Origin of the sequence: Streptomyces sp. NPDC056361 (genome assembly GCF_042262805.1) — a bacterium.
Lineage (GTDB): Bacteria > Actinomycetota > Actinomycetes > Streptomycetales > Streptomycetaceae > Streptomyces.
This window is the reverse complement of sequence record NZ_JBHJQI010000159.1, coordinates 1-19,692: the sequence shown is the minus strand read 5'-3', so window position 1 is coordinate 19,692 and position 19,692 is coordinate 1. Positions and strand designations below refer to the sequence as shown.

At 71.9% G+C, this 19,692-nt stretch carries 15 protein-coding genes and 1 pseudogene; 9 read left to right on the top strand and 7 right to left on the bottom strand.

From position 1 onward, the window contains the following. Positions 1 to 48 precede the first annotated feature (48 nt). The 4 genes from ACFCY7_RS34410 to ACFCY7_RS34395 all read right to left on the bottom strand — a co-directional run bounded on the left by ACFCY7_RS34410 (position 49) and on the right by ACFCY7_RS34395 (position 4,380). Positions 49 to 1,173: a GuaB3 family IMP dehydrogenase-related protein gene (locus ACFCY7_RS34410; RefSeq protein WP_376490004.1), complete on the bottom strand. Its 1,125-nt coding sequence runs from the start codon at positions 1,171 to 1,173 to the stop codon at positions 49 to 51. Between the two features lie 106 nt (positions 1,174 to 1,279). Next, positions 1,280 to 2,782, bottom strand: coding sequence for an IMP dehydrogenase (guaB, locus tag ACFCY7_RS34405; RefSeq protein WP_376490003.1), 1,503 nt, complete (start codon positions 2,780 to 2,782; stop codon positions 1,280 to 1,282). Between the two features lie 140 nt (positions 2,783 to 2,922). Further along, on the bottom strand, positions 2,923 to 3,525 hold the full coding sequence (locus ACFCY7_RS34400) for a sigma-70 family RNA polymerase sigma factor (protein ID WP_026058283.1): 603 nt from the start codon (positions 3,523 to 3,525) through the stop codon (positions 2,923 to 2,925). A gap of 243 nt (positions 3,526 to 3,768) precedes the next feature. After that, complete coding sequence (locus tag ACFCY7_RS34395; RefSeq protein WP_003948568.1) at positions 3,769 to 4,380, bottom strand: response regulator transcription factor; 612 nt, start codon at positions 4,378 to 4,380, stop codon at positions 3,769 to 3,771. A 434-nt stretch (positions 4,381 to 4,814) separates the two neighbouring features. Between ACFCY7_RS34395 and ACFCY7_RS34390 the strand changes: the two are divergent. Continuing rightward, positions 4,815 to 5,144: pseudogene (locus tag ACFCY7_RS34390) on the top strand (WhiB family transcriptional regulator); the annotation flags it as partial. Between the two features lie 256 nt (positions 5,145 to 5,400). Here ACFCY7_RS34390 and ACFCY7_RS34385 read toward each other — a convergent pair. Beyond that, a complete protein-coding gene (locus tag ACFCY7_RS34385) occupies positions 5,401 to 6,294 on the bottom strand; it encodes a LysR family transcriptional regulator (RefSeq protein ID WP_376490002.1) in 894 nt (297 codons plus the stop codon). An 81-nt stretch (positions 6,295 to 6,375) separates the two neighbouring features. Between ACFCY7_RS34385 and ACFCY7_RS34380 the strand changes: the two genes are divergently transcribed. Both ACFCY7_RS34380 and ACFCY7_RS34375 read left to right on the top strand, forming a co-directional pair. Continuing rightward, a complete protein-coding gene (locus ACFCY7_RS34380; protein WP_376490001.1) occupies positions 6,376 to 7,110 on the top strand; it encodes an MOSC domain-containing protein in 735 nt (244 codons plus the stop codon). Positions 7,111 to 7,139: 29 nt separating this feature from the next. Continuing rightward, positions 7,140 to 7,913, top strand: a complete 774-nt coding sequence (locus ACFCY7_RS34375; RefSeq protein WP_376490000.1) for an SDR family NAD(P)-dependent oxidoreductase — start codon at positions 7,140 to 7,142, stop codon at positions 7,911 to 7,913. Positions 7,914 to 7,915: 2 nt separating this feature from the next. On the opposite strand, the gene ACFCY7_RS34370 is transcribed toward ACFCY7_RS34375, so the two are convergent. Then, on the bottom strand, positions 7,916 to 9,715 hold the full coding sequence (locus tag ACFCY7_RS34370) for a DUF2264 domain-containing protein (RefSeq protein WP_376489999.1): 1,800 nt from the start codon (positions 9,713 to 9,715) through the stop codon (positions 7,916 to 7,918). Positions 9,716 to 9,883: 168 nt separating this feature from the next. On the opposite strand from ACFCY7_RS34370, the gene ACFCY7_RS34365 reads away from it, so the two are divergent. From ACFCY7_RS34365 to ACFCY7_RS34345, 5 genes are all read left to right on the top strand, one after another. Further along, positions 9,884 to 10,972 (top strand): substrate-binding domain-containing protein, encoded by a 1,089-nt coding sequence (locus tag ACFCY7_RS34365; protein WP_376489998.1) that lies wholly within the window; start codon positions 9,884 to 9,886, stop codon positions 10,970 to 10,972. 234 nt (positions 10,973 to 11,206) lie between these two features. Then, entirely contained in the window at positions 11,207 to 12,523 is a 1,317-nt protein-coding gene (locus tag ACFCY7_RS34360; RefSeq protein ID WP_376489997.1) for an ABC transporter substrate-binding protein, read from the top strand. Between the two features lie 4 nt (positions 12,524 to 12,527). Then, entirely contained in the window at positions 12,528 to 13,481 is a 954-nt protein-coding gene (locus ACFCY7_RS34355) for a carbohydrate ABC transporter permease (RefSeq protein WP_376489996.1), read from the top strand. Further along, positions 13,478 to 14,329, top strand: coding sequence for a carbohydrate ABC transporter permease (locus ACFCY7_RS34350; protein ID WP_376489995.1), 852 nt, complete (start codon positions 13,478 to 13,480; stop codon positions 14,327 to 14,329). The genes ACFCY7_RS34355 and ACFCY7_RS34350 overlap by 4 nt, the downstream gene beginning before the upstream one ends. An 18-nt stretch (positions 14,330 to 14,347) precedes the next feature. Then, positions 14,348 to 15,367 (top strand): hydroxyacid dehydrogenase, encoded by a 1,020-nt coding sequence (locus ACFCY7_RS34345; protein ID WP_376489994.1) that lies wholly within the window; start codon positions 14,348 to 14,350, stop codon positions 15,365 to 15,367. Here ACFCY7_RS34345 and ACFCY7_RS34340 read toward each other — a convergent pair. Further along, positions 15,304 to 18,864, bottom strand: a complete 3,561-nt coding sequence (locus ACFCY7_RS34340; RefSeq protein WP_376489993.1) for a hypothetical protein — start codon at positions 18,862 to 18,864, stop codon at positions 15,304 to 15,306. The genes ACFCY7_RS34345 and ACFCY7_RS34340 overlap by 64 nt on opposite strands. 74 nt (positions 18,865 to 18,938) lie before the next feature. Between ACFCY7_RS34340 and ACFCY7_RS34335 the strand changes: the two genes are divergently transcribed. Then, on the top strand, positions 18,939 to 19,637 hold the full coding sequence (locus ACFCY7_RS34335; RefSeq protein ID WP_376489992.1) for an ester cyclase: 699 nt from the start codon (positions 18,939 to 18,941) through the stop codon (positions 19,635 to 19,637). The last annotated feature ends 55 nt before the right edge of the window (positions 19,638 to 19,692 follow it).

Genomic DNA, 19,692 nt, shown 5'->3' with positions numbered 1-19,692 from the left:
GGCACCGGACGGTGCGGGGCCCCTTCGCGTACGAGAACGAGACGGGCGTCAGCGCTTGTGCTGGGCGTCCGCGACGGTGACCTCGACGCGCTGGAACTCCTTGAGCTCGCTGTAGCCGGTGGTGGCCATGGCGCGGCGCAGGGCGCCGAAGAAGTTCATGGAGCCGTCGGGGGTGTGCGACGGGCCCGCGAGGATCTCCTCGGTGGTGCCGACGATGCCCAGGTCGACGAGCTTGCCGCGCGGCACGTCCTCGTGGACGGCCTCCATGCCCCAGTGGTGGCCCTTGCCGGGGGCGTCGGTGGCGCGGGCGAGCGGGGAGCCGATCATGACCGAGTCGGCGCCGCAGGCGATGGCCTTCGGCAGGTCGCCGGACCAGCCGACACCGCCGTCGGCGATGACGTGCACGTACCGGCCGCCCGACTCGTCCATGTAGTCGCGGCGGGCCGCGGCCACGTCGGCGACCGCGGTCGCCATCGGGACCTGGATGCCCAGCACGTTGCGGGTGGTGTGCGCGGCGCCGCCGCCGAAGCCGACGAGGACACCCGCGGCGCCGGTGCGCATCAGGTGCAGGGCCGCGGTGTACGTGGCGCAGCCGCCGACGATGACCGGGACGTCGAGCTCGTAGATGAACTGCTTGAGGTTCAGCGGCTCGGACGCGCCGGAGACGTGCTCGGCGGAGACCGTCGTGCCGCGGATGACGAAGATGTCCACGCCGGCGTCGACGACGGCCTTGGAGAACTGCGCGGTGCGCTGCGGGGAGAGCGCGGCGGCGGTCACGACACCGGAGTCGCGCACCTCCTTGATGCGCTGCCCGATCAGCTCTTCCTTGATCGGCGCGGCGTAGATCTCCTGCAGGCGGCGGGTCGCGGTCGCCTCGTCCAGCTCGGCGATCTCGTCGAGCAGCGGCTGCGGGTCGTCGTAACGGGTCCAGAGACCCTCCAGGTTCAGGACGCCCAGGCCGCCCAGCTCGCCGATCCGGATGGCGGTCTGCGGCGACACGACCGAGTCCATCGGGGCGGCCAGGAACGGCAGCTCGAATCGGTAGGCGTCGATCTGCCAGGCGATCGAGACCTCCTTCGGGTCCCGGGTGCGCCGGCTCGGGACGACGGCGATGTCGTCGAACGCGTACGCCCTGCGGCCGCGCTTGCCGCGCCCGATCTCGATCTCAGTCACGATGTGTGGCCTTTCCCTCTACGTCTGCGCCTACCAGTATCCCCGACACAAGCGTGAGGGGCGGCTCCGGCCACATGCCGGAACCGCCCCCACGCGTCGCGCTGTGTTACTTCCTGCTGTAGTTCGGCGCCTCGACCGTCATCTGGATGTCGTGCGGGTGGCTCTCCTTGAGGCCCGCCGAGGTGATCCGGACGAACCGGCCCTTGGACTCCATCTCCGCGACGGTGGCGGCACCCACGTAGCCCATGGTCTGGCGGAGACCGCCGACGAGCTGGTGCAGCACGTTGGCCAACGGGCCGCGGTAGGGCACCTGGCCCTCGATGCCCTCGGGCACGAGCTTGTCGTCGGAGGTGACCTCCGCCTGGAAGTAGCGGTCCTTCGAGTACGACTTGCCCTGGCCGCGGGACTGCATGGCGCCGAGCGAGCCCATGCCGCGGTACGACTTGAACTGCTTGCCGTTGATGAAGAGCAGCTCGCCGGGCGACTCCTCGCAGCCCGCGAGGAGGCTGCCGAGCATCACGGTGTCGGCGCCGGCGGCGAGCGCCTTGCCGATGTCGCCGGAGTACTGCAGGCCGCCGTCGCCGATGAGCGGGACGCCGGCGGCACGGGCCGCGAGGGAGGCCTCGTAGATCGCGGTGACCTGCGGGACGCCGATGCCGGCGACCACGCGGGTGGTGCAGATCGAGCCGGGGCCCACGCCGACCTTGATGCCGTCGACGCCGGCGTCGATCATCGCCTGCGCGCCGTCACGCGTGGCGACGTTGCCGCCGATCACGTCGACGTTCACGCTGGACTTGATCTTCGACATCCAGCTCAGGGCGTTGCTGTTGTGGCCGTGCGAGGTGTCGACGATCAGGAAGTCCACACCGACGGCGGCGAGCGCCTGGGCGCGCTCCAGCGCCTCGGGGCTGGCGCCCACGGCGGCACCGACGAGCAGGCGGCCCTCGGAGTCCTTCGCGGCGTTCGGGTACTTCTCCGCCTTGACGAAGTCCTTGACGGTGATGAGGCCCTTGAGGACGCCCTCGTCGTCGACCAGCGGCAGCTTCTCGATCTTGTGGCGGCGCAGCAGCTCCATCGCGTCGACGCCGGAGATGCCGACCTTGCCGGTGACCAGCGGCATCGGCGTCATGACCTCGCGGACCTGACGGCTGCGGTCGCTCTCGAAGGCCATGTCGCGGTTGGTGACGATGCCGAGCAGCTTGCCGTCCGGGTTGGTGACCGGGACGCCGCTGATGCGGAACTTGGCGCACAGGGCGTCGGCCTCGGCGAGCGTCGCCTCCGGGTGCACCGTGATGGGGTCGGTGACCATGCCGGACTCGGACCGCTTGACCAGGTCGACCTGGTTGACCTGGTCCTCGACGGAAAGGTTGCGGTGCAGCACGCCGACGCCGCCGAGCCGGGCCATGGCGATCGCCATGCGGGACTCGGTGACCTTGTCCATCGCCGCCGAGAGCAGCGGGATGTTGACACGGACGTTGCGCGAGATGCGGGACGAGGTGTCGACCGCGTTCGGGAGGACCTCGGACGCGCCCGGCAGGAGCAGCACGTCGTCGTAGGTCAGCCCGAGTGTCGCGAATTTCTCGGGCACTCCGTCGACGTTGGCAGTCATGACACCTTCCCAAATGGCCTTGATCGGTGCGGGATGTCCATGCTAACGGGCTTGAGCCGTGTCTCATTCCACGATCAAGATCAGTGGAAAGCTTTGGACGTTCACACGTGTACGAAAGGGACGACGAGCCCCGGCGAGTCTTACTGCTCGGCCAGGGCCCGCAGCCGGCTGAGCGCGCGGTGCTGCGCGACCCGGACGGCCCCCGGGGACATGCCGAGCATCTGCCCGGTCTCCTCGGCGGTCAGCCCGACGGCGACCCGGAGCACCAGCAGCTCGCGCTGGTTCTCCGGGAGGTTGGCGAGCAGCTTCTTGGCCCACTCGGCGTCGTCGCTGAGCAGCGCGCGCTCCTCGGGACCGAGGGAGTCGTCGGGCCGCTCGGGCATCTCGTCGGAGGGCACGGCCGTGGACCCCGGGTGCCGCATGGCGGCCCGCTGGAGGTCGGCGACCTTGTGTCCGGCGATGGCGAAGACGAAGGCCTCGAAGGGCCTGCCCGTGTCCTTGTAGCGCGGCAGCGCCATCAGGACGGCGACGCAGACCTCCTGGGCCAGGTCCTCGACGAAGTGCCGGGCGTCGCCCGGCAGCCGGTTGAGGCGGGTGCGGCAGTACCGCAGGGCGAGCGGGTGCACCCGCGCGAGCAGGTCGTGCGTCGCCTGCGCGTCGCCGTCGACCGCGCGGCCGACGAGCGCGCCGATCTCCCCCTGCCCGGCAGGCATGGGGGACCTCACGGTCTCGTCGTCGCGCATCGCTCCATGGTGCCCCGACGCTTCCGCGTCCGCGGCACCGCGTCCGTAGTTGTGCACCGAAGCGTTATGAGTAGGTGCGCCGGAACTCATCTCCCGCGCCCTCCCCTCCCGCTCGATCGACTCGTCCCCGAGGAACTCCACATCTCAAGGATGCGTCATCCGGCGGGGAAGTGACACAAGCCGACCCCGTCCGCCCCGCGACGGACGCGGACTCGGACGGGGACATGGCGGGTGACCTGGGGTTCAGCGGACCAGGCCCCAGCGGAATCCGAGCGCGACGGCATGGGCCCGGTCCGACGCGCCGAGCTTCTTGAAGAGGCGCCGGGCGTGCGTCTTGACCGTGTCCTCGGAGAGGAAGAGCTCGCGCCCGATCTCCGCGTTGGACCGGCCGTGGCTCATGCCTTCGAGAACCTGGATCTCGCGTGCGGTGAGGGTGGGCGCGGCGCCCATCTCGGCCGAACGGAGGCGGCGCGGGGCGAGCCGCCAGGTCGGGTCGGCGAGCGCCTGGGTGACGGTGGCCCGCAGTTCGGCGCGCGAGGCGTCCTTGTGCAGATAGCCACGCGCACCCGCGGCGACCGCGAGGGCGACGCCGTCGAGGTCCTCGGCGACCGTGAGCATGATGATGCGGGCGCCGGGGTCCGCGGAGAGCAGCCGGCGGACGGTCTCCACGCCGCCCAGACCGGGCATGCGTACGTCCATCAGAATCAGGTCCGAGCGGTCCGCGCCCCAGCGGCGGAGGACTTCCTCGCCGTTGGCCGCGGTGGTCACGCGCTCGACGCCGGGCACGGTCGCGACCGCCCGGCGGAGCGCCTCTCGGGCAAGCGGGGAGTCGTCGCAGACGAGGACGGATGTCATGCCTGACCTCCGCGGCTCTCGCAGCTGTAGCGCGTCACCTTGAGCCTCCAGGGCTGTACGTAATCGTCACCTGTGCGATTGACGCTCTCGGACACCTGCCCGATCGCTTCTTCCTTCAACCGCCTCCGCACTCTCAACGACGGTCACTCGAAAGAGTTACGGGTCGGACGGCGGCCTTCGGCACTCTACGTGAGGGTCCGCACACGGAGGAGAGCGCCGCAGGTCATCCGTCCTTCATCGAAAGCTATGCCCCATTTAGCGGGTTTTCTTCCCTTTTCGCAGTGTCTGTGGCTAGATTCGCAATGAGTCATATTTACATCTACTTCGACAGTAGATGTGCGACCCAGACCTGACGGGGACCCGGAGGAGCCCCGCCGATCAGCCATCCACCCGCCCACCTATCCGTTCGACACGGTTTCAAGGGGACAAGCGCAATGGCAGATTTCTCCCGCCTTCCCGGACCCAACGCCGATCTGTGGGACTGGCAACTGCTCGCGGCCTGCCGCGGAGTCGACAGCTCCCTGTTCTTCCACCCCGAGGGAGAGCGCGGCGCGGCACGGAGTGCGCGTGAGAACTCGGCGAAAGAGGTCTGCATGCGGTGCCCGGTACGCGCGGAGTGCGCGGCACACGCACTCGCCGTACGGGAGCCCTACGGCGTATGGGGCGGCCTCACCGAGGACGAACGCGAAGAGCTCATGGGACGCGCACGGAACCGCCTGATCTCGGCGGCGCCGACGACCGCGTCGGCCACGTCCGCCACGGGCACGGCGTCCATGACTCCCATGACAGCCATGACGACATCGGCGGCCGCGGGCCGGCCGATCGCGGAGCGCATGTGAAGGAACGTTTCTGCAACTAGGCCACGAGCCGGCGGCCACGCCCACGCGCGCGTCGGGCGGCACCTACGCGTGCGTGGCGGCCCGGTCCGGCTCGCCGCACGCCCAGGAGCGGCCGGCCCTTTCGGTGCGCGCCCTCCAGGGGTGTCACGCCGCGAGCCCGGCATGATCGGGAAGGCACCCCCTAGGGGCGTGCGGCTGCCCGGGTCAGTTCGTCCAGCGTGGCGGCGACGGCCGGGACCTGGGCCAGGTCGGGCAGCGTGAGGGCCACGATCTCGCGCTCCACGGCGGGCTCGACGGTCACGGTCCGCGCACCCTTGGGGCGTACGGACTCGATGGCCAGCTCCGGCAGGACGGCCACGCCGAGGCCGGCGCCGACCAGGCCCACCACCGCCGGGTAGTCGTCGGTGGCGAAGTCGATGCGGGGGGTGAAGCCCGCCTCCTCGCAGACGTCCACGAGCTGGCGGCGGCAGCGCGGGCAGCCGGCGATCCAGGACTCGTCGGCGAGTTCCGCGATGCCGACAGCGTCCGCGCCGGCGAGCCGGTGCCCCTCGGGCACCAGGCCCACGAGCCGGTCGGCGAGCAGCGGCCTGACGACGAGGTCGTCCCACTCGGCCTGCCCCGCGCCGTAGCGGAAGGCGAGGGCCACGTCGCAGTCGCCCTCGCGGAGCATCTCGATCGAGCGCGGCGGTTCCGCCTCGACGAGGGAGACCCGGGTGCCCGGGTGCGCGGCCCGCAGCGCGGCCAGCGCGGTGGGGACGAGGGTGGAGCTGCCGCTCGGGAAGGAGACGAGGCGGACGCGGCCGGCCCGCAGCCCCGCGATGGCGGCGACCTCCTCCTCGGCGGCGGTGAGCCCGGCCAGGATGCCGGAGGCGTGCCGCACCAGGACCTCGCCGGCCTGGGTGAGGCGCATCTCGCGTCCCGTGCGGATCAGCAACGGGGTGCCGGCGGAGGCTTCGAGGGCCTTCATCTGCTGGCTGACGGCGGGCTGGGTGCAGCCGAGTTCGCGCGCGGCGGCCGAGAAGGAGCCGGTGGCGGCGACGGCGCGCAGGACGCGGAGGTGGCGTGCCTCGATCATGCGCCCAAGCATAAGCGAATCTTGGGTTCAGCGGGGAAAATTCGACCACGACTTTGGGTTGGATGCCCTTAAGGTGCCGCCATGACCTTGCTGAGTGTGAATGTGGGCCGTGCCCGGGCGGTGGAGTACACCGACTCCGCGTCGGGGACGACGGGCATCGACAAGCGCCCCGTCGACGGACCCGTACGGATCGAGGACCCGGGGCCGCCCGGCGTCGGCGCCGGCGGCCTCGCCGGGGACAGCGTCTGCGACCTGCGCTTCCACGGCGGCCGCGACCGGGCCGCGTACGCCTTCGCCCGTGAGGACCTGGACCGGTGGGAGGCCGAACTCGGCCGCCCGCTGGCCAACGGCTCCTTCGGCGAGAACCTCACCACCCTCGGCCTCGACGTCAACGGGGCCCTGATCGGGGAGCGCTGGCGGATCGGCGACGACGTGGTCCTCGAGGTCACCGGCGGCCGCATCCCCTGCCGTACGTTCGCCGGCTTCGTCGGGGAGAAGGGATGGGTCAAGCGGTTCACGCAGTCGCCGGCCGGACCCGGCGCGCTGCTGCGGGTGATCGAGCCCGGCGAGATCCGGGCCGGCGACCCGATCGCGGTCGTGCACCGGCCCGACCACCACGTCACCGTCGCGCTCCTGCACCACGCCGCGACCGCCGACCGCACCCTGCTGCCCGAGACCCTGGCCGCCGCCGAGTGGATGGAGTCGGGGCTGCTCGCGCTGGCCCGCCGGTACGCGGACGCCTACGGCGACGGGCGGGGCGGAGCGGACGGCGGCGCGGCCGAGGGGGCGGACGGCGGGGCGGACGCCGCTCCGTAGCCGCTCGGCGGGGGCACTACCGTGCCCGTATGACGACTGCACTGATCACAGGCGCCACCGCGGGCATCGGAGCCGCCTTCGCACGGAGACTCGCGGCGGACGGCCACGATGTCGTGCTCGTGGCGAGGGACGTGAAGCGGCTCCGGGAGCAGGCCACCGAGCTGCACGACCGGCACGGCATCGAGGCCGAGGTGCTCTCCGCCGACCTCGCCGACGAGAAGGGCATCGCCTCCGTCGAGGCCCGCCTCTCGGACCCGAAGCGGCCGGTGGACCTGCTCGTGAACAACGCCGGCTTCGGCAACAAGGGCCGTTTCCTCGAAGTCTCCATGGCCGACGAGTTGAAGATGCTCACGGTGCACTGCGAGGCGGTGCTGCGGCTGACCTCGGCCGCCGCCTCCTCGATGCGGGAGCGGGGCCGGGGCGCCGTCGTGAACGTCGCCTCGGTGGCGGCCTTCGTGCCCCGCGGCACGTACGGCGCCTCCAAGGCGTGGGTCGTCCAGTTCACCCAGGGCGCGGCGCGGGACCTCGCGGGCAGCGGGGTCCGGCTCATGGCGCTGTGCCCGGGCTTCGTCCGCACCGAGTTCCACGAGCGCGCGGGGATGGGGACGGACAACATCCCCGGCTGGATGTGGCTCGACGCGGACAAGCTGGTGTCCGCGGCGCTCTCGGACCTGGAACGGGGGAAGACCCTGTCCATCCCCGACCCCCGCTACAAGGCCCTCATGGGCGTGGCGAAGCTGGCGCCGCGCGGTCTGCTCGGCGGCGTCTCCTCCAAGGCGGGCCGCAAGTACGGGCCGAAGTAGGCCTATCCCAAGGGGAGTCGCACGGTCGTGCCGTCCTGCCAGGTCACGTGCAGGGTGCGGCCGGCGACCCGGACGTCCGCGAGGCCGGACACGGGAGCGGGGGCGGCCTCGGCGGTGAGCGACGCGAGGGCGACGAAGAGGCTCTCCGGACCGCGCGTGACGCCGTGCAGCGCGGGGGTACGGGTGGGGCCCGGGCCCTGGAGGGTGGCTCCGGTGGCGAGTTCGGCGGTCCCGGGGTCGTAGCCGTGGACCGGGTGGAGCTGGGAGACGGGCCCTTCGGCGTGCGCGGCCCAGCCGGTCTGCCGTACGGGGGTCCCTTCCGGGGCGTCGAGGACGAGGTGGGCGCGGACCTCGGCGCGGCCGTGCGCGAGCGTCGCCGAGAACACCCGGACGCCGGGCAGCGGACGGTGCACGGAGGCCGCCCAGCCCGGGCCGGTGCCGGCCGGGGCGGCGGGGCCGCGCCGGGTGGGCTCCCCGTCGGCGATCAGGGCGAAGTGGTTGTCGGCGGCGTCGGGCGCGGCGGTGGGTCCCGTACGGGTGGAGTAGGCCTGGCGGGCGTACCCGGGGTCGTCCTCGCCCCCTTCCCCGCTCCCCACGTGGTTGGTGCCGTGGTTGTGGAGGCGTACGAGCCCGTCCGCGGCGGTGGTCTGGACGAGCAGTCCGGCCGGGGCGACGGGACGGACGGTGTCGGCGCGTTCGGCCGGCAGGGGTTCCTCCCGGTCGGTCCAGGCCGGGTGGTCGGCGGGCAGCAGGAGGCCCAGGAAGCCCTTGGAGGCCCAGTAGGGGGAGCCGGGGCCCGAGTACTCCTGGACGAGGGGCGCGTACGGGCCGTGCCAGCCGAGCGTGAGGAGCCCGCGGTCGTCGGTGGCTTGCCGGTCCAGGAAGTAGCGGAGGGTGCCGGAGGCGAGGTGGCGGGTGGCACCGGGGGTGAGCGGGGTGTGGCCGGTGAGGGTGCCGAGCCAGGGGGCGGCGGCCGCGGCGAAGCGGTAGATCAGGGAACGCCCGTACGGGAGGGGGGCGCCGTTCGCGTCGAAGAGGTGGACGTAGTCGTCGAGGTGGGCGCGGAGGCGGGGCCCGTAGCGGCCGAGGAGTTCCCGGTCGCCGGCGAGGTGGGCGTGCAGGACGGGGTAGAAGTGCAGGGCCCAGGCGTTGTAGTGGTCGAAGGCGCGGTTGTCGCCGTCGCTGTACCAGCCGTCGCCGAGGTACCAGTCCTCGATCCGGGCGAGGGAGCGGTCGATCGTGGCGGCGGCGCGGTCGGTCTCGACGCCGGCGTCCTGGAGGAAGCCGGCGACGGTGAGGCCGAAGAGCCACCAGTTGTTGTCGACGGGCGACGGGCCGAGGGCGGGCAGGAGCCACTCGGCGACCCGCTGCCGGGTGCCGTCGTCGAGGCGGTCCCAGAGCCAGGGGCGGGTGAGGCGGAGGCCGAGGGCGACCGAGGCGGATTCGACGACCGCCTGGCGGGTGTCGGCCATCAGGGGCCAGGAGTCCGGGTCCGCCCGCCCGGGCCGCGCGGTTCCGGCGGCGAGGCCTTCCGCGTACCGGTCGAGGTGGCCGTGCGGGTCCTCGCCCCCGGCGCCCGCGGTGCGGAGGGCGACGAGGAGGAAGGTGCGGGCCCAGCCCTCCAGGCCGTCGGAGCGTGCCCCCGACCAGCTGGGGCGGGGGCCCGGGAGGTCGATCAGCGCGCGTCCCGGCGAGGCGTACGGGCGGACGGCGAGGAGGAGTCGGTCGGCCGCGGCCTCCCAGTGGGTACGGGTCCAGCCGGTGTACGGGCTGAGCTCACGGTTCTCGGGTGGCGTGGGCATGATGCTCCCTGGGACTCCCTGCGCTGACGTCTGCGTCGCGGGGAATCCTGGACAGACTCCGATCGAACGTCAAGACTATCGGAGCGAATGATCGAAACTCTCATCGTTCGATCATTTCTGGGCTAGGGTCGGGAACCGATCACGACCACCGCGAGGGGGAACTGCGCCGTGCGCGAGAGTGCTGCCGAACGACACGACCGACTGCTGGCCCTGGTGCGCGAGCGCGGCACCGCCCGCGTCTCCGAACTGGCCGAGCGCCTCGGGGTCTCCCCCGTCACCGCCCGCCGGGACGTCGAGGCGCTGGCCGGGCAGGGACTGCTCGACCGGGTGCACGGCCAGGTGTCCTGGCCGCGGGGACAGAGCGCCGCCGGCGCCGGACGACCGGGCGAGGGCCTGGTGCTCGGCCTGCTCGCCCCCTCCGCCACGTACTACTTCGCCGAGGTCATCCGCGGGGCCCACGAGGCGGCGGCGCGGGCCGGCGCCCGGCTCGTGCTGCGCATCTCGGACTACCGGCCCGAGGAGGACCGCGCCCGCACCGAGGGACTCCTCGCGGCCGGCGCCGAGGGCGTGCTCGTGGCGCCCGGCTGGCGGGGCACCGAGGACCGGCTCGCGTACGGGGACTGGCTGGCGGAACTCCCGGTGCCGGCCGTGCTCCTGGAGCGCAGGGCCGAACCCGGCAGCCCCCTCGACGACCTCGACCGGGTCGTCTCCGACCACGGCCACGGCGTCCTGCTCGCCCTGCGCCACCTGCTCTCCCTCGGCCACGCGACGCCGCTGCTCGTGGCCCGGCGGGACTCCCCGACCGCGCTCGCGGTGCGCGCGGGCTACGCCGGGGCGCTCGGCACGCTCGGCCTGAAGGAACCGCGCCCGGTCATCGACTCCGTACCGGCCGAGGCGGATCCGGAGGGCTTCGAGCGGGCCGTGCGGGCCCTGCACGACGCGGTCCGCTCGGGCCTCGCGGGCGCGGCCCTGGTCCACAACGACGTGGACGCGATCGAGATCGTGCAGCGCCTCGCCGAGCTGGGCGTACGGGTGCCGCAGGACCTGGCCCTGATCGCGTACGACGACGAGGTCGCCGCCCTCGCCGACACCCCGCTGACGGCGGTCGCGCCGCCGAAGCGGCAGGTGGGGCGGCACGCCACGGAGCTCCTCGTGGAGCGGCTCACCGAGAGCCCCGACGAGGACGCGGCCCGGCGCCATCTGAGCCTGCTGCCGAGGCTGCGGGTACGCGACTCGTGCGGGGCGCGGGGCGACTGACGGGCACGACGGGCGGTGTCGGCCGCGGGTGGTGTCGGCGGGCGCCGCGGGCGGTACGGGCGGGTGCCGTGGGTGGTGTCGGCAAGCGGCGCGGGCGGTGTCGGCGGGCGGTGCGACGAGCGATCGATCTGTTCTTTTTTCGATCAATCAATCTTTCGCTCTTGACTTCGGTCATGAACGGTCACAGGATCACGGCCACAACCTCCCAGCCGCCCCGCCCCCAGGAGTCGAGCCGTGACCCGTAGTTGGAGCAGAACGTCCCGTGTCATAGCCGGCACCGCCACCGCCCTCGCCGTCCTCACGGCCTGCGGCGGCGGCGGTGACGACACCGCGAACAAGCCGACCGGACCCGTGACCATCACCTTCTGGGGCTGGGCCAAGGGCTCCAAGGACGTCGTGGACGCCTTCAACGCCTCCCACACCGACATCCAGGTGAAGTTCGAGGAGATCCCCTCCGGCACCGCCGGCGGCTACGCCAAGATCTCCAACGCGGTGAAGGCCGGCAACGCCCCCGACCTCGTCTCCATCGAGTACTCCTCGCTCCCCGAGTTCGTGAGCTCCGGCGCCCTCCAGGACATCGGCGACCAGTTCACCGAGGCCGACCGCGCCAAGCTGCTCCCGCAGTCCGTCGAACTCACCACCCTCGGCGGCAAGTCCTGGGCCGTCCCCTTCGACGCCGCCCCGCAGGCCTTCTTCTACCGCAAGGACCTGTTCGCCAAGTACAAGATCCAGACCCCGGCGACCTGGGACGACTTCAAGAAGGCCGCCGAGCAGGTCAAGAAGGCCGATGCCAAGGCCCGGCTCGCCACCTTCTTCCCCGACGACCCGACCACCTTCGAGGCCATGGCCTGGCAGGCCGGCGCCCAGTGGTTCAAGGCCGAGAACGACACCTGGAAGATCGACACCGCCGACCCGGCCACCACCAAGGTCACCGCCTACTGGCAGGGCCTCCTCGACGCCGACCTCGTCCACAAGGACGCCTCCTTCAGCCCCGAGTGGGTCGGCTCCCTCAAGAACGGCACCACCATCGGCTACCTCGGCGCCTCCTGGGGCGCGGGCGTCCTCAAGGGCAACGTGCCCGAACTGAACGGCAAGTGGGCCGTCGCCCCCATCCCCACCTGGGACGGAAAGCCCGCCAGCGGCATGCTCGGCGGCACCTCCTTCGCCGTCACCAAGAACAGCACGAAGAAGGACGCGGCCGTCACCTTCGCCGAGTGGATGTCCACCACCGAGGACGGCGTGAAGGCCCGCATCGCCTCCGGCACCTCCTCCGCCTTCCCCGCCGCCGCCGCCCTGCGCCCGGTCGCCAAGAAGGCCTTCGACGCCGGCTACTACGACGGCCAGGACATCTACGCCCTCTTCGAGGCCGCCGGCGCCTCCATCAACCCCAACTGGTCCTGGGGCCCCACCACCGGCACCACCAACACCACCATCAAGGACCACTTCGGCAAGATCGCCCAGGGCGGCCCCGGCATCGCCGACGCCGTCAAGGCCGGCCACGACGCCACCGTCGCCGAACTCACCAAGCGCGGCCTGAAGGTCGAGGGCTGACCGCATGAAGGCCCGAACCCGCGCCGCAACGATCCTGCTGACCCCCTTCTTCCTCCTGTTCACCGCGGTGATGGTGGTGCCGATCGGATACGCGGTCTGGCTCAGCCTCTTCACCGAGAAGCAGTCCGGACTGGGCTTCGGCGGCACCGAGACCGTCTTCACCGGCCTCGACAACTACACCGCGGCGCTGGGTGACCGGGCCTTCCGCGAGGGCTTCGGCGTCCTGCTCGGATACTGCCTGCTCTACATCCCGCTGCTGCTCGCCGGAGCCCTCGGCCTCGCCCTCCTGCTCGACTCTGCACTCGCCCGCGCCCGCCGCTTCTTCCAGCTCGCGCTGTTCCTGCCGCACGCCGTCCCCGGCATCATCGCCGCCCTGATCTGGGTCTACCTCTACACGCCCCAGCTCAGCCCGGTCGTCCAGGCCATGGACGCCGGAGGCATCGGCTTCGACTTCTTCTCCCCCGCAGGCACCCTGCCCTCCGTCGTCAACATCGCCCTGTGGGAATGGCTCGGCTACAACATGGTCATCTTCTACGCGGCCCTCCAGGCCATCGACCGCTCCGTCCTCGAAGCGGCCACCGTCGACGGGGCCGGCGCCTGGCGGATCGCCTTCGCCATCAAGATCCCGCTCGTCAAGGCCTCCCTCGCCATGGTCGGCCTCTTCACGATCATCGGCTCCCTCCAGCTCTTCACCGAACCGCTGATCCTCAACAAGGGCACCGGCTCCGCCGTCACCTCCACCTGGACGCCCAACATGTACGCGTACACCGCGGCCTTCGACCGCAACGACTACGGGCTCGCCGCCGCGGCCTCCGCACTCCTCGCCCTGACGGCCGCCCTGCTCTCCTTCGCGGTCACCCGCCTCACCGGCAGGCGCAAGGCGGGCACGGCACGCGAGGCGAGCACCGCACGCACCGCACGCACGGCGGGCACGGCACGGAAGGAGCAGACGGCATGAGCAACCGCGCCCCCAACCGCTGGCTGTCCAAGACGGCCGTCAACGGCGCCCTCCTCCTCGCCGTCGTCTACATGCTCTTCCCCCTCGTGTGGCTGCTCACCGCAGCCACCAAGGACGCCGGCGGCCTCCTCGCCGGAAACGCCTTCTCCTTCGAGGGCTTCGACCTCGGCGGCAACCTCAGCCGGCTCGCCGCGTACAACGACGGCGTCTACTTCCGCTGGTACACCAACAGCCTCCTCTACGCGGGCCTCGGCGCCCTCGCCTGCTCCCTCGTCAGCGTCGCCGCCGGATACGCCTTCCACGTCTACGACTTCCGGGGCAAGGAGAAGCTCTTCGGCCTCGTCCTCCTCGGCGTGCTCGTCCCCACCACCGCGCTCGCCCTGCCGATGTACCTCCTCGCCAGCGAGGTCGGCGTCGTCAACACCTACTGGGCCGTCCTGATCCCCGTCCTCGTCAACCCCTTCGGCGTCTACCTCTCCCGGGTCTTCTGCGCCGGCTACATCCCCGACGAGGCCCTCGAAGCCGCCCGCATCGACGGCGCCGGCGAACTGCGCGTCTTCTGGTCCATCGGACTGCGCATGGTCATGCCCGGCTTCGTGACCGTCTTCCTCTTCCAGTTCACCGCCGTCTGGAACAACTTCTTCCTCCCCCTGGTGATGCTGTCCGACCAGAAGCTCTACCCGCTGAGCCTCGGCCTGTACGCGTGGAACAGCAACGCCCACGCCGAACCCGACTTCTACCCCCTCGTCGTCACCGGGTCCCTCCTCGCCGTCGTCCCCCTCGTCGTCGCCTTCGTCTCCCTCCAGCGCCACTGGAAGGCCGGCCTCACCGCCGGCAGCGTCAAGTGAGGAAGGCCGGTACCCACGATGCACCCCGCCACTGACAACCGCCCCGCGCTCCTGCTCGCGATGGGCCCCGACATCGCCGACCGGCTGCTCACCGGCGCCCACCGCGACCGCCTCGCCGCCCTCACCCGCACCGACCCGCACCTCGTCGCGCACGACCTCACCGCCCCCGGCCCCCGCGTCGCCGCCGCCCTCGCCGAGGCCGAACTCCTCCTCACCTGCTGGGGAGCGACCCCCCTCACCGCCGACGTCCTCGACCGCGCCCCCCGGCTCAAAGCCGTCGTCCACGCCGCCGGCTCCGTCAAACACCACATCACCGACGCCTGCTGGGACCGCGGCCTCCGCGTCACCTCCGCCGCCGCCGCCAACGCCCTCCCCGTCGCCGAATACGCCCTCGCCGCGATCCTCTTCGCCGGAAAGGGCGTCCTCCGCTCCGCCCAGCGCTACGCGCGGCACCGCACCGACGACTCCTGGCTCACCGAGTCAGCCCCCTGGGGCAACTACCACCGCACCATCGGCATCATCGGCGCCTCCCGCATCGGCCGCCGCGTCATCGAACTCCTCCGCCCCTTCGACTGCGAAGTCCTCCTCTACGACCCGTACGTGACGACCCCGCCCCCCGGCACCGAACTCGTCGGCCTCGACGAACTCTGCGCCCGCAGCACCGTCATCTCGGTCCACGCCCCCCAACTCCCCTCCACCCACCGCATGATCGGCGCCACCCAACTCGCCGCCATGCCCGACGGCACCACCCTGATCAACACGGCCCGAGGCTCCCTCGTCGACGAGACCGCCCTCCTCCCCCACCTCCTCTCCGGCCGCCTCCACGCCGTCCTCGACGTCACCGACCCCGAACTCCCCCCACCCGACTCCCCCCTCTGGACCCTCCCCAACGTCCTCCTCACCCCCCACGTCGCCGGCTCCCTCGGCAACGAACTCCACCGCATGACGGACCAGGCGATCGAGGAGGTCGCCCGCTACGGGAGGGGCGAGCCCTTCGCTGAGGAGGTCCGCGCCGACGACCTGACCAGGTCGGCCTGACCCACCGGGTCCGACCACCGGCCGCCCGAACCGCCCAGCAGCCGGTCCGCCTCGGCGAGGACCGACGGCAGGGCGTCGGGCTCGACGTGCAGGACCGCGTCCAGCACACTCGACCAGTCCCCCAGGTGCAGGGCCAGCGCGGCGAACCGGCGCGCGCGTACGGGATCGGGATGGGCCAGGGCGAGGTCCGCATAGGCACGGGCGCAGCCGTGGCCGAGCGGGTGCAGCTCCGCGAGGAGCGCCGCGGCCCGCTCGTACTCCTCCTCTTCCGTGAGTTCCCCGGCGAGGACGAGGAGCCGTTCGGCCGTGTTCGGCGGCGCTGCCTGACGCACGTAGGCGACGGCTTCCTCGTACGCGCCGATCAGAACGAAAGCACGGGCGACGTAGCCCACCTGGACGGTCGCGTAAGGGCCCCCGACGGAGCTCCGCGCCCGCTCCACGTGCCGCTCCGCGTCCGCGCGCCGCCCCAGTGCGAGCTGGGCGCGCACGAGGTCCGGCACCACGCTGGCCTGGAAGGTTTCGGCCACAGCATGCTCCGCCCGGTCGAGCCACTCCGCCGCTTCCTCCACACAGTCGGCCTTCGCCTTCCCCAGCGCGACCAGTGCGCAGTGCTGGGCTCGTTCATACGGCTTCTCCAACACCATCAGACGCTCGACCTGGTCCCAGGCGCCTGCCTTCACCAGGCCGCCCACCGCCGTCGTGAGGAGGAATTCACGGTCGATGCGGCCTGCACTCGCAGCACGCTCGACGATCTCCACCACAGCCTGGTGATCGCCCGCCCCGGCAAATGCCCCGAGGACTTCCTGCAAGGCGTCCACCCGCTCCCAGGTCGGACGGCTCCAGGCCAGCTGTTCCGCACGGCGCGCCTGCCCGGTCGCCGCCAGCGCGGAGACGAACCCGACCACGGCATCGACTGCCCCGGCACGCTCGGTCTCGTCGAGCAGGGCACGCGCGGTGTCCCGTTGCCCGGGGACCCTGGCCAGGCTCGCGGCCACCCGGGAAACGACGCGGGGCATCCGTTCCCGTGGCAACATCCGCAGCGTGCGTTCGGCCGCGGCGAGCAGGCCGACCGCCGTCGAACGCTCGCCGGCGTCCAAGAGAGCATCCGCGACACCCACTCCCGCGAACGCTCCCGTCCTTCCGCCGTCGGCCACCACGGCCATCGCCAGATCGCGGCGGCCGCGCGCGCAGAGGGCCCTCGCGTACGCGGTCACCACACCGCCCCGCAATCCTTCCTCGAGCCCCTCGATCAACTCCCAGGCCCGGGAGAAGTCACCGGCCCTCACGCGGGCCGCCGCGAGATCCCTATGCAGCCCGAATGCATTCTCCGGCGCGATCTCCTCCAGCAACTCCTCCACCTCGTCCATGCGCCCGGCTCCCAGGAGCCCCTCGGCCACCGTGCGCAGGACAAGGTCACGGACCGGCGCCGATGAATCGGCGGCGGCCGCACGCGCCCGGTCCCAGGCCCCGGCCAGGGCGATTTCATGCGCCCAGTACCCACCCATCCGCCCGCCGAACACCCTGGTGTGCCACTGGTCCAGTCGATCGAACTCCCCCACGGCGACAAGGGCCCGCACCACCTCGTCCCTCCAGGGGTGAATGTCCTTACCGTCGAAGGCACTCAGCGCCTCGGCACGTAGTACGTCGCCTCGTTCCCCGTGCCCGGCCTCCTTCAGTGCCCGGGAACCGTCGAGGAACAGGACGATGCCGAACTCCTCGTCCCTCCCTGCGCCCTCCCGCAGAACACGCTCGGCGTCGTCCACCCGGCCCACAGCGAGCAGCGCCCTGCTCACCCGATCAACGGCCCGCCCTCGCAGGCCCCGGTCACTCTCGGCTCGGGCCAGCAGGAAGGCCCTTTCCGACGCCCCCGACGCGCACAGCGCGTCGATCAACGCCAGCAAAGGTCCGCCCCGCTGATTCGCTTCTTCGACGACACGGACGAACCACTCTGCCCGGTCGAGCGCACCGATCGCGAGGAGCAGCGGCACCAGGCGGGCTGCCATGCGGTCACGGTCCCGCTGGCGAACCTCGCGGAGGACGAGGTCCTCGGCCTCCGCGGCCAGCTCCTCGGCCCGCTCCCGGTGCCCTTGCTCCAGGAGTCGTTCCGCGATCGCGCACAACCCGCCGAGCTCCTGGGGCATGCCCCGCCCGCGGACCATGGCGACGGCGCGGTCCACCTGCCCCGCCGCTGCCCATGCGGCGGCCAGCTCTACCGGGGCGTTACCGTTGCGCCCGTTCAGCTCGCTCCGCCGGAAACCCAGCCGCAGCATGGTCATCACCAGGTCGGCGTGCTCGGCCCCCTCTCCCTCTTCGAGCACCGCCTCGCCCGCCGTACGGATCTCGCCCAACGCCCCGCCGATGCCCCCCGTCTCGTCCAGCAGCCGGTCGTGTCGTGCCTCGTCGAAGGCGCAGTCGAGCATCCGGTCGACGTCCCCGGACTCCCGCAGCATCGGGACGTATCCGTGGAGGAGGTAGGACGGGGACGACTTCGGCCAGCCGCGCCCCCGCCACTTCTCCGCCCAGGCGTGCAGCTCGTCGCGGCACCGGTCGAGTTCTCGTAGGCCGAGCATCTCGCGTGCTCCGGCGGCCAGTTCCTCGTGGGCGAGGAGGTAGGCGTCGCCCCGCAGGGCGAAGGTCCGGCCCGGGCCGGTGCGGAGGACATCGCGTACGCGGTAGGGGATCTCGCCGGTCAGTTCCGCGAGGTCGTCCGCCGTGAGGCCGCCGCCGGCGGCGGTGAGCAGACCCAGCAGCGCGTACGGCAGGCCGTCGGCCTCGATGAGGCGCTTCAGTTCGCGCTCCGCCTCGACCCGGATCGCATGGGCCTTCGGGGACGGCGGCAGGGTCCGTACGATCCCGGGGTCCCGGAGCGGATGCCGCTCCGGGACGTCGGCGGGGAGCGGCGGGTTGGGGCGGCCGGAGACGATGACGGGGAGGTCGGCGGGGAGGAGGCTGGCGATGGAGTGGGCGTCCGGGCCGGTGGTGACGCCGCGGTCCTCGTCGAGGCCGTCGACGAGGAGGACGAGGCGCTCGCCGCGCGCGGCGCAGGCGTGGGCGGCGGCGCGGTAGAGGCGCAGCAGGTGGGCCTCGCAGGTCGCGGAGGTGAGCAGCGCGGGCAGGCCTTCGCCCGCCAGCTCCGCCAGCTGTTCGAGGACGACGTCGACGTACGCGGCGGCGTCGTTCTGGGCGCCGAGGCGGGCGGTGATGAAGAAGGGGACGATCCGCACGCCGGGCGGCGGGGCGAGGGCGAACCACGCCATCAGCGCCGACTTGCCGGCCCAGGCGTCGGCCCGCCACCAGAAGTAGCCGCGGCCGGTACGGGAGAAGGCGGCCAGCTCGGCCAACTCTCTTTCCCGGCCGACGAGTTCGTCGGGGGCGATCCGGCGCACCTGTTCCCAGTACGCCGAGCGGACGACCGCAGGCGGGCCGGTCACCACCTCGTTGCCGTCGCCGATCACCACGACGCCCGAGCTGTTCTCTACATCGATCCCCCGCTCCATGCCCCCATGCTGCCAGGGCATCCCGGCCCCCCGGACCTAGACTGAAAGGGTTCCCACCACGGTCGGGAGGCGCCATGACTTTCGTACAAATCATCGACTGCAAGACCAGCAGGGTCGACGATCTGAATCGGCTCATGGATGAGTGGGTCGAGCAGACCAAGGGCAAGCGGACGGCGACGCACAGCATGGTCGGGATGGACCGGTCGGACGCGTCGCACGTCGTAGAGATCGTCGAGTTCCCGTCGTACGACGTGGCGATGCGGAACTCGCAGCTGCCGGAGACGGACCGGATCTTCCGGGAGATGGTGGCGCTCTGTGACGAGATGCCGACGTTCACGGACCTGAACGTGGTGCGGGACGAGGCGTTGTACAAGCACAACGCACGCCGGCTGATGGAGATGCTGGCCACCGAGCAGGAGCTGGCGCTGCTGGACGAGGTGATGACGGAGGGGTACCACGACCACGATCCGGCCAACGAGCAGGACGTGATCGGCATGGACGCGGTCCGGCGCGAGGTGGAGATGTGGCGGGGCGGTTTCGACTTCGCCTTCACCGTCGAGGACCAGATCGCGGAGGGCGACCGGGTCTGCACGCGCTGGATGTGGACGGGGTCCCACACCGGCGACTTCATGGGCCTCCAGCCGACCGGCATGGAGGTGACCATGACGGGCACCGTCATCCACCGCTTCCGGGACGACGGGAAGATCGCGGAGGGCTGGTGGCAGTACGACAGGCTCGGGCTCATGGCGCAGCTGGGGGTCGTCGGGGACTAGGCCGTCCCTTCCGGATCTCGCCGGACACGACGCCGAGGCCCGGTGCTCCCGCGAC

Coding starts and splice junctions, on each gene's coding strand:
- guaB (WP_376490003.1), bottom strand. CDS start 2,782: ATGACTGCCAACGTCGACGGAGTGCCCGAGAAATTCGCGACACTCGGG.
- ACFCY7_RS34400 (WP_026058283.1), bottom strand. CDS start 3,525: ATGCGCGACGACGAGACCGTGAGGTCCCCCATGCCTGCCGGGCAGGGG.
- ACFCY7_RS34395 (WP_003948568.1), bottom strand. CDS start 4,380: ATGACATCCGTCCTCGTCTGCGACGACTCCCCGCTTGCCCGAGAGGCG.
- ACFCY7_RS34385 (WP_376490002.1), bottom strand. CDS start 6,294: ATGATCGAGGCACGCCACCTCCGCGTCCTGCGCGCCGTCGCCGCCACC.
- ACFCY7_RS34380 (WP_376490001.1), top strand. CDS start 6,376: ATGACCTTGCTGAGTGTGAATGTGGGCCGTGCCCGGGCGGTGGAGTAC.
- ACFCY7_RS34375 (WP_376490000.1), top strand. CDS start 7,140: ATGACGACTGCACTGATCACAGGCGCCACCGCGGGCATCGGAGCCGCC.
- ACFCY7_RS34370 (WP_376489999.1), bottom strand. CDS start 9,715: ATGCCCACGCCACCCGAGAACCGTGAGCTCAGCCCGTACACCGGCTGG.
- ACFCY7_RS34355 (WP_376489996.1), top strand. CDS start 12,528: ATGAAGGCCCGAACCCGCGCCGCAACGATCCTGCTGACCCCCTTCTTC.
- ACFCY7_RS34350 (WP_376489995.1), top strand. CDS start 13,478: ATGAGCAACCGCGCCCCCAACCGCTGGCTGTCCAAGACGGCCGTCAAC.
- ACFCY7_RS34345 (WP_376489994.1), top strand. CDS start 14,348: ATGCACCCCGCCACTGACAACCGCCCCGCGCTCCTGCTCGCGATGGGC.
- ACFCY7_RS34340 (WP_376489993.1), bottom strand. CDS start 18,864: ATGGAGCGGGGGATCGATGTAGAGAACAGCTCGGGCGTCGTGGTGATC.
- ACFCY7_RS34335 (WP_376489992.1), top strand. CDS start 18,939: ATGACTTTCGTACAAATCATCGACTGCAAGACCAGCAGGGTCGACGAT.